The sequence below is a fragment of the Sorangium sp. So ce385 genome, from assembly GCF_051474135.1.
GTDB lineage: Bacteria > Myxococcota_A > Polyangia > Polyangiales > Polyangiaceae > Sorangium > Sorangium cellulosum_D.
In genome coordinates, this window is the sequence record NZ_CP150337.1 from 3,183,175 (window position 1) to 3,199,510 (window position 16,336).

Sequence of the window (16,336 nt, forward strand, 5' to 3'; positions counted from 1 at the left end):
ACCGCTACGACGACAGATCCCCCGCGCGCTCGGTCGAGAGCGGCAGCTCGACGCAGAAGGTCGAGCCCCGGCCGACCTCGCTCGACACGCGGACTCGGCCGCCGTGCGCCTCGACGATGGTGCGGGTGATGTAGAGGCCGAGCCCGAGCCCCCCGAAATGCTTCGACGAGACGCCGCGGCGAAATCGCTCGAAGAGCTGCGCCTGCACTTCGGCCGGGATCCCGATCCCACGGTCCGTCACCGAGAGCCGCGCGACCCGATCTTCTCGGGTGATGGCGATGTCGATCGGCTGGCGCTCCCCGAACTTGATCGCGTTGGTGAGGAGGTTGGTCACGACCTCCTCCAGGCGGTGCGGGTCCCACCGGCCGATGACCGGCTGCTCCGCGCGCACGGCGACCGCGCTGCCTGACTGCGCGATCTGATGGCCGAGGAGGGCGACGACCTCGTCCACGAGCGCGCGCAGCTCGACGGGCGCTGTGTACAGCTCGAGCCTCCCCGCCTGGATCCGGGAGACGTCGAGGAGCATATCGACGAGGTTGGTGAGGCGCTTGACCTGGCGGCCAGAGAGGGCGACCGCGGATCGCACGCGCTCGACGTCCATGCCCCGCGCGAGCCTTTGCCCCAGCGATTGAATGGCGAGCTGCAGGCTGGTGAGCGGGGTGCGGAGCTCGTGCGAGGCGATAGAAAGGAACTCGTCCCGCAGGTGCACGGCCTCCTCCGCTGCCGTGCGCGCCCGCCGCTCGTCCAGGAGGAGCTGATCGCGCTGCTGCTCGGCGCGGACGCGCGCGCTGATGTCGCGGAAGCTCCAGACCCGCCCGACCACGCGCCCGCCGAGGCGCTGGGGCTGCGAATAACGCTCGAAGACGCGCCCGTCCGCGAACGGGATGGTATCGAAGCCGGACTCCTCGGGCGAGGCATAGAGAGCGCGGATCCTTTGCAGGAACGCCTCGGGATCGAGGACCTGGTCGCAGACGAACGTACGGAACGTGTCGTCCGACCCGGTGGAGAGGATCTCGTCCGGGATGCGCCACATCGCCGCGAACCTGTGATTCTGACGCACGACGTGCTGCTCGTCGTCGACGACGAGGATGCCGTCCGCCGTCGATTCGAGCGTGGCCTCGAGGAGCGAGTAGGAATGGCGGAGCACCTCCTCGGCGCGCCGTCGCTCCGCGTTCTCCTGCTGCAGATCCGCATAGAGGCGCGCATTCTCGATGGAGCTGGCCGCCTGGGCCGAAAGGAGCCGGATCACCTCGACGCGATCGGGGGTGAAGGCAGAGCGGGTGAGGTCGTTTTCGAGATAGATCACGCCGGCGAGGCGGCCCTTGTAGACGATGGGCGCGGCGAGCGAGGAGCGCGGCGCACCGCCGGCGAAGCAGGGATCGCGCCCGAACGGCCCGTCGATCGCGAGGTCGCCGAGCAGGACGGTCTCGCGCGTCCGCGCCACGTACGTGACGACGCTGGCCGGCAGGTCCTTGCGGCCCTCGAGGGGCGCCGCGCCGAGCACGTGGACCGACGCATCCCGGATGTGGTGCTCGGCCTCGACGACGAGCCGTCCGTCACGCAGGAGCAGGAGGACGCCGCGCCGCGCGCCGGCGTTCTCGACCATGATGCGCATGAGCGCGTCGAGCAGGCGGTCGAGGACGATCTCGCCCGAGATGGCTTGGGAGGCTTTGAGCACCGAGCCGACGTCGAGCGCGGAGCCGGCCTGCGGGCCCCTCTCGCCGCGGAGGCTCTCGCCCGGGACGAGGTCGGGGTACGCCTGCTCGAGGCGCCGCATCGCCTCCGTCGCGCCCCAGCGGCCGTACGCCCTGTGTGCCTTGGTCAGGTAGGCGCCGGCGATGGTCTCCTTGCCGAGCGCGCGGAAGCAGAGGCCCGCGAGCTCGTTGCCGAGCGCCTCGTCGTGGAGATAGCCGCCGCGCTGCGCGAGTGCGATCGCCTCGTCGTAGCGGTCCCCGGCGGCGCGCGGGTCGCCGCGGGCGCGCTCGAGCTCGGCGAGGAGGAGGGCGCGGCGGTGCGCCAGGTTCTCCGGGCAGAGGTCCGCCCAGCGCGAGAGTTTTTCGGCGGAGACCTCGGCGCGGGCGAGGAAGAGCGCGCGCTCCTCCGGGGAGACGACGTCCGCCGCCTGCGTGAACGCGATGCCTGCGTAGCCATGGAACGCGGGGTTGCCATGCCAGGCCGCCACGGCCGGGATTTCGATGTCCGGCAAGAGCGCAGCGCGCGCCGCTTCCTCGAACGCCCCCTGGAAGACGCAGAGGACGACGATGTAGAAGTGGGCGAAGAAGAACGAGGCCTGGTTGTCGATGCGGCGGGACTCCTCGATCACCTCGTCGATATCGACCCACGCCCCCTTGAGCGTGGCGGGGCGCTCGGTCTCGACCGAGAGCTGGTGCGCGATCTGTCCGACCGCGCCGACCGCCCAGGTGATGGCATTGAACTCGTCGAGCTTGCGCATCGGCTGGTAGCTCTGCGCCTCGGCGAGGAGGTCGGAGAGCGGGAGGCCGCGCAGGAGGCTGTTCGTGATGCCATTGGCCGTGTTGTAGAACGACCAGATGTACTGGCCCGTTTCGAGCCCGGCGTGCATCCCGGCGACCAGCGACGACTTGCAGGTGGCGTAGCCCTCTCGCCAATGCTGCACGAAGGCGCCCCACATATTGCGGAGCATCGCCTCGGACTTCTTGTCCGTGTAGCGGTCCGCGAGGTCGACGGCGGCGCGTCCGAAGCGGTAGCCGAGCGCGATGTCGCCGCGGGCGCAGAGGAGCATCCCGAAGTTCATGCAGCCGAAGATCGAGTTCTTCGAGAGCCCGTGGCGCAGCGTGTTCTCGAGGATCTGTGCGACCGTGATGCCGAGGTTGTTCGTGGCCAGGAAGTAGCAGGGGAGAAAGAGCTCCTGGAGCACGTCCTGCATGGCGAGGATCTCCGGGTCCGCGAGCGGCGGCAGGCCTGGCAGCGCCTCGGTCGTCCTTTCCCGGACGAGATCCATCGTCGCCCGCACCTGGGCGTCGAGCATGACGTCGTCCGGGAAGGGAGGCAGGTCGATCCCGAACGGGCGCAGGGCCTCGAGCCCCTCCGCGAGCGCGGCTGGCAGGTCGTTCTTGAGCACCTGCACGTTCATCTTGAGCCGCAGCACCTCGGTGCGGTCGAGCCGGCTCGCGGCCCGCTCCAGGCCGTCGGAGAGGATCGCGAGGGCGTCGTCATGCCGGCCGCAGAGCGAGAGCATCAGGGCGGTCCTCTTCGCGTACTCGAGGCGGAGCGGGTACTGTGACGCCCAGGCGTCCTCCGGAAGGCGTAGGAGGCCGAACTGCAGGTAGCGCAGCGCGGCGCCGAAGGCGGCCGAGTCCTCGGCGCGGCATGCGGCCTCGAGGCTCATGCGGGCGAGGTGCAGGCGCTCCGCGGGGTCCGACACGAGGTCGCCTGCGCTGTTCAGGTGGCCGACGACGTCGAAGAGGCTCTGGCTCTCCGAGAGGTCTAGCTTGCCCGCGAGCAGCCGGCCGATCCGGAGGTGGAAGGCGGGTCGGTCCACCTCCGGGATCATCGCGTAGGCGCCCTCCTGGACCTTGTCATGGGCGAAGCGGTAGCCGTCGCGCCCGGCGATCACGAGCCCCTCGCTCACGGCGAGATCGAGGCGGGCGTACGCGTCTTCCGGCGAGCACTCGTTCACCGCGGCGAGCACGTCGAGGTCGAACCGGTTGCCGATCGCCGCGGCGAGGTTGAGCGCCTTCACCGTCGACGGCGGCAGGCGCGCGATGGTGCGCACCATGAGGTCTGCGACGTTGTCCGTGTACCGGAGCGCGTCGATCGCGGCGAGGTCCCAGCGCCAGCCTGATCCGGCTGCGTACGCGAGGACGCCGTGGTCGTGCAGCGACCGGACGAACTCCTTGACGAAGAACGGGTTGCCGCCGGTCTTCTTCTGCACCGCATCGGCGAGCGGCCCACAGTCGCTGCGCTTGAGGCTATCCGAGAGCATCTCGATCAGGTGCGGGCGCGCGAGCGGGGCGAGGACGATGTTGCGCACGACGAGCCCGGCTTGCTTGAGCTCCTCGATCGCCAGGACGAACGGGTGCGCGGGCGATACCTCGTTGTCACGGTAAGCGCCGCAGAAGAGGAGCGCGTCGAGCGAGTCGTCGGCGAGCAGCGCGCGGAGCAGCACGAGGCTCGCGGGGTCGATCCACTGAAGATCGTCGAGGAACAGGACGAGCGGGTGCGTGCGCCGCGCGCACACCGAGACGAACCGCAAGAAGCACCGGTTCAGGCGGTTTTGCGCCTCGATCGGGCCGAGCGTCGGGACGGGCGGCTGCGGGCCGATCACGTGGGAGAGCGACGGGATGACGTCGCAGACGACCTGCGCGTTCGGCCCGAGCGCTTCGAGGAGCGCGCTCCGAAAGCGGAGGATGCGAGCCTCGCTCTCGGTGAGGATCTGCCTCACGAGGCCGTCGAACGCCTGGATCACCGCGCTGTAGGGGGCGCCGCGGTTGTATTGGTCGTATTTGCCGCTCGTGAAATAGCCCTTCTGCCGCGCGAGTGGCTTCAAGATCTCGTGCACGAGCGAGGACTTCCCGATCCCCGAGTAGCCGGAGACGATGACGATCTCACGGCTGCCCTCGAGCGCGCGCTCGAACGCGGCGGTGAGCGCCTCGATGTCATGCTCGCGGCCGTAGAGCTTCTGGTGGATCCGGAAGAGGTCCTGACGATCGCGCTGGCCCGCGACGAAGGGCTCGATCGTCCCCGTGCCGCGCAGGGCCTCGCGGCAGCGCTCGAGGTCGGCGAGCAGGCCCTCGGCGCTCTGGTAACGCTCCTCGGCGTTCTTCGCGAGCAGCTTGAGCACGACGTCGGAAACGGCCTCGGGGATGGTCGGATCGACGCGGGACGGCGGCGCGGGCGCGAGGGCGAGGTGCGCGTGAATGAGCTCCATCGGGTCCAGGGCCTCGAAGGGGCGCTGACCCGTGAGCATCTGGTACAGGATGACGCCGAGCGCGTAGAGGTCGGTCCGGTAGTCGACGCCGCGGTTCATGCGGCCTGTCTGCTCGGGGGAGACGTAGGGCAGCACCTCGGCGATGACCGCCGGCGCGTAGAGCCGTTCGTGCGCGCGGGTGATCTCGGCGTCGACGCCGAAGCCATTGATCTTGACCGCGCCGCGCGCGCCGACGAGCACGTTCTGCGGGCGCAGATCGCGGTGGACGAGCCCGGCCGCGTGCACCGCGGCGAGACCTTCTGCGAGCGCGGCCGCGAGATCGAGCGCCTCGCCGACCGGCATCCTGCGTGACGGGCGCGCGGCGAGGATCCGCGCGAGATCGCGGCCCGGGAAGTCCTCGAGGACGACGATCAAGGAGCCGGCGAGCGCCTCGACGCCGCGCAGCGCGACGACGCGGGGCGAGGCGAGGCGCGCGACGCGCTCGTACTGGTGCTTGAAGCGCGCGACCTCGGCGCCGGTCGATCTTTCCGCGCGCAGGATTTTCAGCAAGACCGGGACGCTGTCGCCTTCGCGGCATGCGCGGTACAGGGTGAAATCGGCGGTTTCCTCGATCTTCTCGCGGAGCAGGTAGCCTCTCTCGACGATCATCGCAAACCTTGCTCGCTCGCCCGTAAAGGCGACGCACTGCGACCAGCTACCTTTATATGCCAGAGGGTGTGACTTGGCACCGGGGCAGTTTGGACCACGCCCAGCTCGTGCGACTCTTGGGTGTGCAGGCGCGTGAGGTCGTCAGGACACTCCGAACGCCGCCCTGGAGTCTGGACGCTCGGCGCACCCGTTGGCGGCCAGGGGTCTCATGGGAGGGGTGTTCTGCCTCTCCCGGAGCTTGACGGCCAGCCCGCCGTGCTGCGCACGGGGGAAGGAGCGCGTCTTCCCGACCCGACGCGCGATCCCTGGATCGAGCGCCTGCTCTGGAAGCGGAGCGTCGTCGTCGATCGCGGACCGCTGCGCACCGCGCTGAAGATGCTCCACGAGGCGGAGCGGCCTAACGTGCTCCTCATCACCGGCGAGACGAAGAGCGTTGATCTCGTCACGTGTGCGTGCTCGGGACCGGCCAGCCAGCGTGGTGTAGACAATACTGTACAGTCGAGTGAACTCGATGGATCGGTTGGTTTTGTAGGCGGATCAGTGGGCCGTACTTTTTTGTACGTTATACCAGCTGCCGGTCGTTGGCGGGAAAGTCTTGACAGGTCGGAATGGCTTTGCGCGGGCTGTTCTCCTCCAGTCGTAGATCTGCCGCGTCGATCCCGATGAACTCCGAAACCCTCGCCCCTGTGCGGGCGAGGAACAGCAACAGGGCGTGATCGCGGCGGCCCTGCACCTTCTCTTCGGTCGCGGCGAGCTGCGCGCTACCCCGGCTTCTTCGTCACGACCAACGCAACCATTCCCCCAGCACCGACCTCCCTCTCCTCGATCTCGACGAACCCTACCTCGCGCATCTCGCGGAGGATCGTCTCGCGATCGTAGACATGGACGACCGGCGCCTTCCCGAACCAGCGCAGCACCGTGATGATCGCGCCGTAAGGTACCCAGGTGCTGCCGAGGCAGACGTTGGACGAGATGAACGAGCCGCCGGGCTTGAGGAGGTCGAAGATGGTCTTGAGGGTGCGCCTCCGATCGGGGACGAGGTGGAGGATGGAGTAAGCCCAGGCGCTGTCGAAGTGCTCGGGCTCAACCGGAGCACGTCCGTCGAGCGTGCCCTGGCGAAAGGTGACGTTGGTCGCGCCTTGGACCTGCTTCTTCTGGCTGGCGATGCGGATCATCTCGGACGAGACGTCCATCGCGTGGATGTGGCCGGCGAACGGCGACATCTCCAGGGCGAGCGAGCCGGTGCCGCAGCCGATCTCGAGGACCGTCGGCGGGGACGCGCTCGGAACGAGCGCGCGCACCGCGATGTCGGCGGCTCGACGGCAGGCGGCTGACAGCCACGGCGCGCGACGTCGCGAACAGGTCCCTGTCGAGCCGCCACCCCAGCGCGAACCGTCGTTCGGCAGCGGAAGTAGCTCGACTGCGTGAGGATCGGGGAGTCATCCATGCGGTGGACCGAGCCGCCCCGATCCGGTAGGCTGATGATGCTGACGCGTTGTGGGGGCGGCGCATCGCTTCGAATGCGGGGGTGCCTCTCATGTTGCTGACACAACTAGTTCTTCGAGCTCTATGCGGCCGCCGCCGATGAGCTGCTCCCGGCGATCACGACATCCGTCTCACGCTCGGCGTCGGGCGGCTCAGGTGGCGGCGACCCCGCGCGCGCCGTCACCGAGCGCGCCCCCGCCGGCGGACAGCTGACACCGAGGAAAGCTGATGCTCATGACAGAAGAAGTCGAAGAGGTTCTCGGATTCTGGTTTCCGGAGCGGATGAGCGGTGACAAGGAGGAGCTCACCCGCCAGGTCGAGTGGTGGTTCCGCGGCGGCGCGGACGCCGCCATCCTGGAGCGGTTTCCGCCGCTGCTGGAGCGCGCTGCGCGTGGCGAGCTCGACGGGTGGTCGAGCGCGCCGCGCTCCCGGCTGGCGCTCATCCTCGTGCTCGACCAGTTCTCTCGCACCGTATACCGGGGGACGGCTCGCGCGTTCGCGCAGGACCCGAGAGCGCTCGCCCTGGCGCTCGAAGGGATAGAGATCGGTCATCACGCGGCGCTGGAAGACCCTTGGCAGAAGACCTTCTTCTTCTTGCCGCTCGGGCACTCGGAGGACCTCTCCAACCTGGATCGAGCCGTCCAGCTCGCCGAGGAGCTCGTGAGCACGGTGCCCGCGGAGTTTCGTTGGTGGTTCGAGTTCTCCGCGAACCAGGCCCGCGGGCACCGCGACGTGATCTCGCGGTTCGGTCGGCATCCGCATCGCAATGAAGCCCTGGGCCGGCAATCGACGCCGGAGGAGCTCGAGTTCCTGGCGAGCGGCCAGCTCGTTCATGCGCGCCCCCTGCCGCGCTAGCGGGAGCGACAGCGGTAGAGCGAACAGCGGCGACGGCTCCGCAGCACCAAGGGCGCTCAGGCCACGGTCGCGCCTCGTCACGGCCCCACGTCGCCGGCTGCTGCTCCTCGGGTTCGTCGGATCCGACGGTCACGTCGCGGTTCGAACCAAGCTTGCTCACCCCGCCGGTGCAACCGGCAGCCGAGCAGCCGACCAATCGCCTCGTGAACGACCCGGGCGGGCGGAGCTAGCCGGCCGGCCGGAGCCGGAAGGCGCCGCACTCCGGGTGCTCGATGCGCCCGGCGAAGAGCGAGCCGTCGAGCGCGAGATCGCCCTTCATGCTCACGGTGACGTAGTTGGGAGGGCGCTCGAGCCAGGCGCCGGGCGAGAACGCCGCGGTGCGCGTCTCGGGGTCGTAACGGCCGCGCATGAGGTACTTCCCGGATGCGCCGGACGCGGCATGACGGAAGTCGAAGACGGCCTTGATCCGGTCGCCCTGGACCTGAAGGATCCGGAACGTCATCTCGGTCGTGCCCTGCGGGCAGTCGTAATCGCCGATCCAGGTGCGCGTCCGCGCGAACGGGTTGTCGCCGCGGGGCTCGTCCGGCACCCAGTCGTCCGCGGCCACCGCGGCTCCCGCCGCCGAGGGCGGATCGTGGATGACGATGTAGATCGTCTCGGCGGGGGGCGGCGGCTCCGGGGCGCGCGGCTCGGCCAGGGTGGGCGCGGGGCCGCAGGCGGCGAGCAGGAGGGCCGCGCAGGGGGCGCGGCGCAGGGCAGAGCGACGTTCGGGGACAAGGGCGTTCGCGGTACCCATGGGCGGGAGGGTACCACAGGGGCGCGCGGCCGGAGCCAGCGCCGGCGCGCCGGGCGGGCGGCGGCGCGCCGCGCGATCAGCCGGGGAAGGAGCGGTACAGCGAGCTCATGTTCCGCGCGTACGTGTCGGCGTGCGCGGTGTAGTAGCGCAGCCGCGAGAGCTCGAAGGCGGCGCCCGCGGCGTCTCCCGCGTCGAAGCGCGCCAGCGCCGGCTGGTAGTGCTTGCCCATGAGCCGCCAGTAGTCGGCGGCGCCGTCGAGCGCCTCGGCGTGGGCGCGGAAGCGCATGTCCACCTGCTTCCACACGTCGGGATTGCGCTGCACCCGCTCGGCGACGCGGATCACGTAGTACTGCCCGGGCCACTGGCCGAATCCGGTGATGTTGCCCAGGTTGTAGTTCCACACCTTCTGCCCGCGTCCGTTCTCGATGGCCACGTGCGCCCACGCGCAGGCGAGGCGCGCGCGGCTCGGGTTCTCGTGGAAGACGAGCTCGTGGCTGTGCTCCAGCACCGCCGAGAGCTCCGCCTCGGAGAGCGGCGTGGCTTGCTTGGGCACCTCGCGTGGGGGCAAGCCCTCGCCGCTCCGCGCCTCGGCGGCGCTCCAGGTGAGGGGACCGACGATGCCATCCGCCCCGAGGCCGTGCCGCTTCTGCCACTGGCGCGTGAGCCGCTCGGTCACGCCGCCGAAGACCCCGTCCGGCTCGGCCCCGATGACCCGCTGCCAGGCGGCGACGTCCTCGCCCCGCGCGCCGAGGCGCAGGATCTGGCGGACGACGGGGCTCGGCCCCGGCTGTCCGCTCGCCGAGGCGTGCTCGGCCTGCTCGAGGGCGTCGGCGCCGACCGGCGGATCCGCGGGTCTCGTCGGGTCGGCCCCGGCGCCCTCCAGCCAGGGGCGGATGTGCTGGCGGAGCACCCTCGGCAGGACCTCGCGCTGCTGGAGGATGTGCGCCTCGGCGTCGATGGCCTTGCTGGCGTACGAGTAGATCCAGAGCTGCCCATCGTTGCGCACCGCGGGCGCGTCGACGGGGCCCGCGGCGTCGAGGGGCCACTCCGTGGCCTGGCGGAGCACCGTCGCGGTGGAGAGGAAGGGCGTCTCCGGCGACCTGAGCTGCTCGACGTAGCTTTGCTGGGTGTGCGTGGCCACGACGAGCAGCTCGCCCCGGCGGGCGCGCGCGAACGTGTCGCGCCACACGTCGATCTGCCAGGCGACCGGCGGCTTGCTCGCGTGGGTGCCGTCGACGAGCACCAGGGCGGCGACGGCGCTGTTCGCCTGCGCCCTCTCGAGCAGGCGGGATCGCACGCCGCTGCAGCCGAGAGAGTAGCCGGCGAGGACGATGCGGCCGAAGGTGGGGAGGTGCAGCCGGTCGCGAACGGCGGCGGTCACCGCGTCGAGGTTGTCGGCGGTCTTGCCGGTGGCATAGGCGACCACGCATGGCGCGGGGCCGAGGGCGTCGCGCAGCGCGGCGTCCATGTGAGGGCCGACGAGGTAGCAGAGGACGAGATCGCGGGGCTCACCTGAGCCCATCTGGACGATGCGCATGGCGGATTCCTTTCCTCGATGAGGGCCGGCTCAGGCGCGAGCTCGAGGTCTTGCAGGTGCGGCCACCCCCCGATGGATTCACCCTCAAGATCACGACCACGGGCGTCGGGCGTCAAGGCTGTGTCTGGCGAAGGGAGTCGAGCTGGTGTCCTGAACGGCTTGGGTTCGGGTGCCGTGGGTGGCTGCAACCGGCAGGCCAGGAGGAGGAGCCCGGCGCCACGCCAGCGAGAGGCGCGGGCGAGGTGGGTGGAATGGGCGGCGCCGAGCAACACGGGGAGCGGCGGCCCCTGCGCGATGAGCCCGGGTCCGCTCGAACGGAGTCCGCTGCGCCGGACTGCGTCCGCGCCAGCGGACTCGCGCGGGCGACCCAGGTTGGCGGCGGCGACCCAGGTTGGCGCCGGCGATCGTCCGTTATCGCGTACCAGTGAAGAAACACAGCTTCCGAGGCACAGCGCAATCGCGCCTCGACTCGGCCGGCCCCCCTCGGATCTTCACGCCGCACCGCGTTTCGGTATACCGGGGAAGTATGCCATCTCCTCGGGATGACGAAGCCCGCCCCGCCTCACCCGCTCCTCCTGCGGACGCCGCCCTTCGCATCGAGCAGGAGCGCGATTTCTATCGCAAGCTCCTCGAGCTCGGGCAGACCGAAGAAATCGAGCCGTTCCTCGCCGAGGCCCTCGCCCTGATCGTCCAGATCACCGGCGCCCGCAGGGGCTATGTCGAGATCGTGTCTGACCCGGACGCCCGGGGCGAGCCGCCCTTCTGGGTCGCCCACGGCTGCCAGGACAAGGACGTCGCCGAGATCCGCGCCGCCTTCTCGCGGGGCGTCATCGCCGAGGCCCTCGCCACAGGCCGCACCATCATCACCGTCTCCGCCCTCCACGACCCGCGCTTCCGCGCCAACGAGAGCGTCGAGCGCAACCGCATCGAGGCCGTGATCTGCGCCCCGATCAACGTGCGCTCCCCCGCCGGCGCTCCGCCGCTCGGCGTCGTCTATCTCCAGAACCGCATCGAGAAGGACCGCTTCACCGAGGAGGATCGCCGCCGCGTCGAGGCCTTCGCCCGCCACCTCGCCCCCTTCGCCGACCGCCTCATGCTGCGCTTCCGCCGCCGCGACGAGGCCGACCCGACCCTCCCGTTCCGGCGCGCCCTGCGCGCCGACGCGATCGTCGGCAAGAGCGCCGCCCTCGCGCTCGTCCTGTCGCAGGCCGCCGTCGCCGCGCCCCTCGACGTCACCGTCCTGCTCACGGGCCCGTCGGGCACCGGCAAGACCCAGCTCGCCCGCGTCCTGCACGAGAGCGGCCCGCGGGCGCGCGGCCCCTTCGTCGAGCTCAACTGCGCCGCGCTCCCCGAGGCGCTCCTCGAGAGCGAGCTGTTCGGCGCCCTGCCCGGCGCGCACTCCACCGCCAGCCGCAAGCTGGAAGGCAAGGTCGCCGCCGCCGACAAGGGCACCCTCTTCCTCGACGAGATCGGCGAGCTCAAGCCCTCGGCGCAGGCGAAGCTGCTGCAGCTCCTGCAGTCGAGGGAGTACTACCCCCTCGGCGCGAACCGCCCCGTCCGCGCCGACGTGCGCGTCATCGCCGCGACCAACGTCGACCTCAAGGCCGCCGCGCAGCGCAAGGAGTTCCGCGAGGATCTCTTCTACCGGCTCCAGGTGCTGCCGATCCGCCTCCCCGCGCTCTCGGAGCGCCGGGAAGACATCGCCCTCCTGGCCGAGCATTTCTGCGCGGCGGCCTGCAAGACCCACGGGCTGCCCGCCGTCCACCTCAGCGTCGACGCGCTCTGCGCCGTCGAGGCGGCGGAGTGGAGCGGCAACGCGCGCGAGCTCGCCCACGCCGTCGAGGCGGCCGCCATCCGCGCCGCGGCGCAGGGGGGCCCCCAGGTCGAGCGGCGCCACCTCTTCCCCGGCGACATCGCCGCGCCCGAGGGCGCCGCCGCGGCCCCGGCCATCACGACCGCGCCCTACCGGGGCCTGACCTTCCAGGAGGCCACCCGCCGCTTCCAGGCGGAGCTGCTCCGCGGGGCGCTCGAGGAGAGCGGCTGGAACGTGGGCGAGGCGGCGTCGAAGCTCGATCTCGCCCGCTCCCACGCCTACAAGCTCGTCCGCGCCTTCGGCCTGACGCGGCGGCGCGGCGGCCCCGACGAGCCTCGGCCGGGCGCCAAGCCGCCGTGAACGACGCCCGCAGCCTCGACGACGCGGCGTGGAGCCCGCCCGCCACGTTCGACGGCTACCGGCTGCTGCGGCTCATCGGCCGCGGCGGCATGGGCAGCATCTACCTCGCCCACGACAGCCTCCTCGACCGCCCGGTCGCCATCAAGTTCATCGCCGCGCCCCGGCCCGACGCCGTCGCGCGGCAGCGCTTCCTCATCGAGGCCCGCGCGCTCGCGCGGCTGTCGCACCCGAGCGTCGTCGCCGTCCACCGCGTCGGCGAGGTCGACGACCGGCCCTACCTCGTGTCCGAGTTCATCCGTGGCAAGAGCCTCGCCGAGCTGGAGAAGCCGGTGTGCTGGAGGCGGGCGCTGCGGCTCGGCCTCGGCCTCGCCCGGGGCCTCGGCGCCGCCCATCGCCACGGCGTCCTCCACCGCGACATCAAGCCCCAGAACGCCATGCTCGGCGAGGCCGGCGAGCTCAAGCTCATCGACTTCGGCCTGGCCAAGCTGATCGAGGAGCCCGCCGCCGCCCTCGGGAGGCCGCCGCCCCCGAGCCACCGCGCCTCCAGCGCGATCCTCCGCGAGGTCGACGGCGCCGCGAGCACGGTCGCCTGCGAGGGCGATCCCGCCTCCAGCGCGGTCGACCGCGAGTGCGATCGCACCTCCGGCACGCTCACCCGCGCCGACGCGCTCCTCGGCACGCCCCTCTACATGGCCCCCGAGCTCCTCCGCGGCGCGCCCGCGACCCGCCAGAGCGACGTCTATGCCCTCGGCGCCGTGCTCCACGAGCTCTGCACGGGCGCCGCGCACCGCGCGGGCGTCTCCCCGGACGCGCCCCTCGACGACTGGATCGACGCCGCGCCCGCGCCGCTCGAGTCCGCGGTCCACGGCGTCGACCCGCGCTTCGCCGCCGCCGTCGCCCGCTGCCTCGAGCCCGCGCCGGAGCGCCGCTTCGGCTCCGGCGAGGCGCTCGCCGAGGCCCTCGAGCTCGTCGACCTCGAGGAGCCCCGGGCGCCCATCCCGGAGGGCAACCCCTACCGCGGCCTCCGGCCGTTCGAGGCCGAGCACCGCGCGCTCTTCTTCGGCCGCGAGGGCGACATCCGCGCCGTGCTCGACAGGCTCCGCGCCGAGCCGCTCGTCGTCATCGCCGGCGACAGCGGCGTCGGGAAATCGTCGCTCTGCCGCGCCGGCGTGCTGCCCCGCGTCGTCGAGGGCGCGCTCGGCGACGGGCGCGCGTTCCAGGCGTTCTCGCTCGTGCCCGGCCGGCGCCCGCTCGCCGCGCTCGCCGCCGCGCTGGACGCGGTCACGCTCGACGAGGGCGCGCTCCCCCCGGCGTCGGGCCTGCGCATCGAGGGCGACGTCGAGGGGCTCACGCGCGCGGTGCAGCGCCGGATGGCCCGCGCGCGGGGCGCGCTCTTCTTCGTCGACCAGCTCGAGGAGCTCTTCACCCTGGCCGAGCCCGCCGAGGCCGCGCGCTTCGCCGAGGCCCTCTGCCGCCTCGGCTCGCTCGCCGCGGGCGTGCGCGTGCTCACCACCGTGCGCGGCGATTTCTTCACCCGCCTCTCGTCCCTCCCGGCCCTGGGCGACGAGCTCGGGCGCGCGCTCTATGTCCTGCGCCCCCTCGGCCCCGACGGCATCCGCGCGGCCATCACCGCCCCGGCGCGGCGCACCGGGATCACCTTCGCGTCCGAGGCGACGGTCGACGCGCTGGTCGAGGCCGGGTCCGCGGCGGCCGGCGGCCTGCCGCTCCTCCAGTTCGCGCTGGCGGAGCTGTGGGACGCCCGCGACCCGGTCGCCCAGCGCATCCCCGAGGCGGCCCTCGAGGCCATCGGCGGCGTGGCCGGCGCGCTCGCGCGCCACGCCGACGCCGTGGTCGCCGCGCTCGCGCCCGCCGAGCAGGCAGCGGCGCGGCGCATCCTGGTCCGGCTGGTGACGGCCGAGGGCACGCGCGCGCGCCGCAGCGCGGCCGAGCTCGGGCTCGAGGACGCGGCGGCGCGCGCGGCGCTCGAGGCGCTGATCCGCGGCCGGCTCGTGGTGGGGCGCGAGGTGCGGGAGGGGACGCATCGAGCGCCGGGCGGAGCGCCGGGCGCCTCCGGCACCGCGTACGAGGTCGCCCACGAGGCGCTCGTGCGCGGCTGGGGCGCGCTCGGCGCCTGGCTCGACCGCGACCGGGAGGACCGGCGGGAACGCGAGCGGATCGAGGTGGCCGCCGCGGAGTGGGCGCGGCTCGGCGGCGCGTCCGAGGCGCTCTGGAGCGCGCGGCAGCTCGCCGAGGCGGCGCGGGTCGCGGAGGACGCGCTCGGCCCCGGGGAGCGCGCCTTCCTCTCGGCCTCGCGGCGGCGGCTGCGGCGCACGCGCCTCGCCAGGGCGCTCGGGGTCGCCGCGGCGCCGCTCGTCCTGGGCCTCGCGCTCGCGGGGCTCGAGTGGAAGGCGCAGCGGGACCTGGACCGGGTGGTCGCCGGCCATGAGGCGGCCGCGCGCGCCGCGGAGGGGGAGGGGCGGCGGCGCAAGGCCGACGCCGACGCGCTCCGGAGGCGGGCCTTCGCGGGCTTCGACGCCGCGCTCGGCCAGCGCGCGGCGGCGTCGCTGGTCGAGGAGGAGGCCGCCGAGCGTACCTGGGCCGAGGCCGTCGCGGCGGCGCAGGAGGCGGAGGAAGCGCTCGCGCGAGCCGGTCAGGCGCTCGAGGCGGGGCTCTCGCTCGACCCGAGGCGCGCCGACCTGCGCGCCGGGCTGGGCGACGTGCTGCTCGAGGGCATCGAGCTCGCCGAGTGGTTCTCCAAGCGGGAGCGGCGGAAGGAGCTCGTGCGGCGGCTCACGATCTATGACGAGAGCGGGGCGCGGCAGCGCCGGCTCGTCGCGCCGCCGCGGCTCGCGATCGAGGTGACGCCGCCGGGCGCGTCGGTGACGCTCGGGCGGTACGACGCCGACGCCGACGGGCGCCGCGCGCTCCGGCCCGTCCGGGCGCTCGGCCGGGCCCCGCTGCCGGAGATCGCGCTCGACGAGGGGCCCGGCTCGTACCTGCTGACGTTCCAGGCCGAGGGGCGGGCCGACGTGCGCTATCCGATCCTGCTCGGCCGCGGGGAGCGGGCGCGGGTCGCGTTCGAGCTGCCGCCGGCCGCGGCCGTGCCGGAGGGGTACGTCTACGTCCCGCCGGGGCGGTTCCTGTTCGGGAGCGCGGACGCGGAGAGCTTTCGCCGGGGCATGCTGCAGACGCAGCCCGAGCGCGAGCTCGCGACGGGCGGGTACCTCATCGGGCGCGCCGAGGTGACCGTGGGCGAGTGGATCCGGTTCTTGCGCGATCTTCCCCCGGCGGAGAGAGCGAAGCGGACCCCGAGGGAGCGCGCGCAGCCCTGGGGCGTGCAGCTCGACGAGCTCCCGGAGGGCGGGTGGGCGCTCACGCTCGTCTTGAACGGCGCGCCGGTCACCTTCCGCGAAGGGGAGCCGCTCCGCATCCCCGGTCGCCGCGCCCGGGCGGAGCAGGACTGGCTGCGCATCCCGATCACGTCGATCGCGCTGGAGGACGCGCTCGCGTACACGGCGTGGCAGCGGTCGACGGGGCGCCTGCCCGGGGCGCGCCTGTGCGACGAGCGGGAGTGGGAGCGGGCGGCGCGGGGCGCGGACGAGCGGCTCTATCCGCACGGCGACCGGCTGGCGCCGGGCGACGCGAACTTCGATGAGACGTACGGCCGGGTGAGCGACGCCTACGGTCCTGACGAGGTGGGCTCGCGTCCGGCGTCGGCGAGCCCGTTCGGCGTGATGGACCTGGCCGGGAACGCGTGGGAGATGGCGCGATCGGCCGGGCCGCGGGAGGAGCTGCTCGTCCGCGGCGGGGCCTGGTATTACGACGCGCTCTCCAATCGGAGCAGCAACCGCACGGCGGTGGAGGCGCAGACGCGGAGCGGCCTCGCGGGGCTGCGTGTCTGCGCCGATTTCCCGCCGCGCGACTGACGGCGCG

Annotated in this window: 7 protein-coding genes; 3 read left to right on the forward strand and 4 right to left on the reverse strand. The window is 72.5% G+C overall.

Features of this window, described 5'->3' with window-relative positions; genetic code table 11:
* Positions 1–4: 4 nt before the first annotated feature.
* Together WME83_RS11940 and WME83_RS11945 are read right to left on the reverse strand one after the other, a co-directional pair.
* Complete coding sequence (locus WME83_RS11940) at positions 5–5,557, reverse strand: AAA family ATPase (RefSeq protein WP_437319401.1); 5,553 nt, start codon at positions 5,555–5,557, stop codon at positions 5–7.
* Positions 5,558–6,318: 761 nt separating this feature from the next.
* Positions 6,319–6,963: a class I SAM-dependent methyltransferase gene (locus WME83_RS11945; protein ID WP_437321985.1), complete on the reverse strand. Its 645-nt coding sequence runs from the start codon at positions 6,961–6,963 to the stop codon at positions 6,319–6,321.
* Positions 6,964–7,270: 307 nt separating this feature from the next.
* On the opposite strand from WME83_RS11945, the gene WME83_RS11950 reads away from it, so the two are divergent.
* Complete coding sequence (locus WME83_RS11950; RefSeq protein WP_437319402.1) at positions 7,271–7,897, forward strand: DUF924 family protein; 627 nt, start codon at positions 7,271–7,273, stop codon at positions 7,895–7,897.
* Between the two features lie 226 nt (positions 7,898–8,123).
* Here WME83_RS11950 and WME83_RS11955 read toward each other — a convergent pair whose 3' ends face one another.
* A complete protein-coding gene (locus WME83_RS11955; RefSeq protein ID WP_437319403.1) occupies positions 8,124–8,693 on the reverse strand; it encodes a hypothetical protein in 570 nt (189 codons plus the stop codon).
* A 76-nt stretch (positions 8,694–8,769) separates the two neighbouring features.
* Entirely contained in the window at positions 8,770–10,230 is a 1,461-nt protein-coding gene (locus tag WME83_RS11960) for a peptidoglycan-binding protein (RefSeq protein WP_437319404.1), read from the reverse strand.
* Positions 10,231–10,756: 526 nt separating this feature from the next.
* On the opposite strand from WME83_RS11960, the gene WME83_RS11965 reads away from it, so the two are divergent.
* Together WME83_RS11965 and WME83_RS11970 are read left to right on the forward strand one after the other, a co-directional pair.
* Entirely contained in the window at positions 10,757–12,403 is a 1,647-nt protein-coding gene (locus tag WME83_RS11965) for a sigma 54-interacting transcriptional regulator (RefSeq protein WP_437319405.1), read from the forward strand.
* Positions 12,400–16,329 carry an nSTAND1 domain-containing NTPase gene (locus WME83_RS11970; RefSeq protein ID WP_437319406.1) on the forward strand — a complete coding sequence of 1,310 codons (3,930 nt, stop codon included), beginning with the start codon at positions 12,400–12,402 and terminating at the stop codon, positions 16,327–16,329. Before WME83_RS11965 ends, WME83_RS11970 begins: the two co-directional genes overlap by 4 nt.
* Positions 16,330–16,336 lie beyond the last annotated feature (7 nt).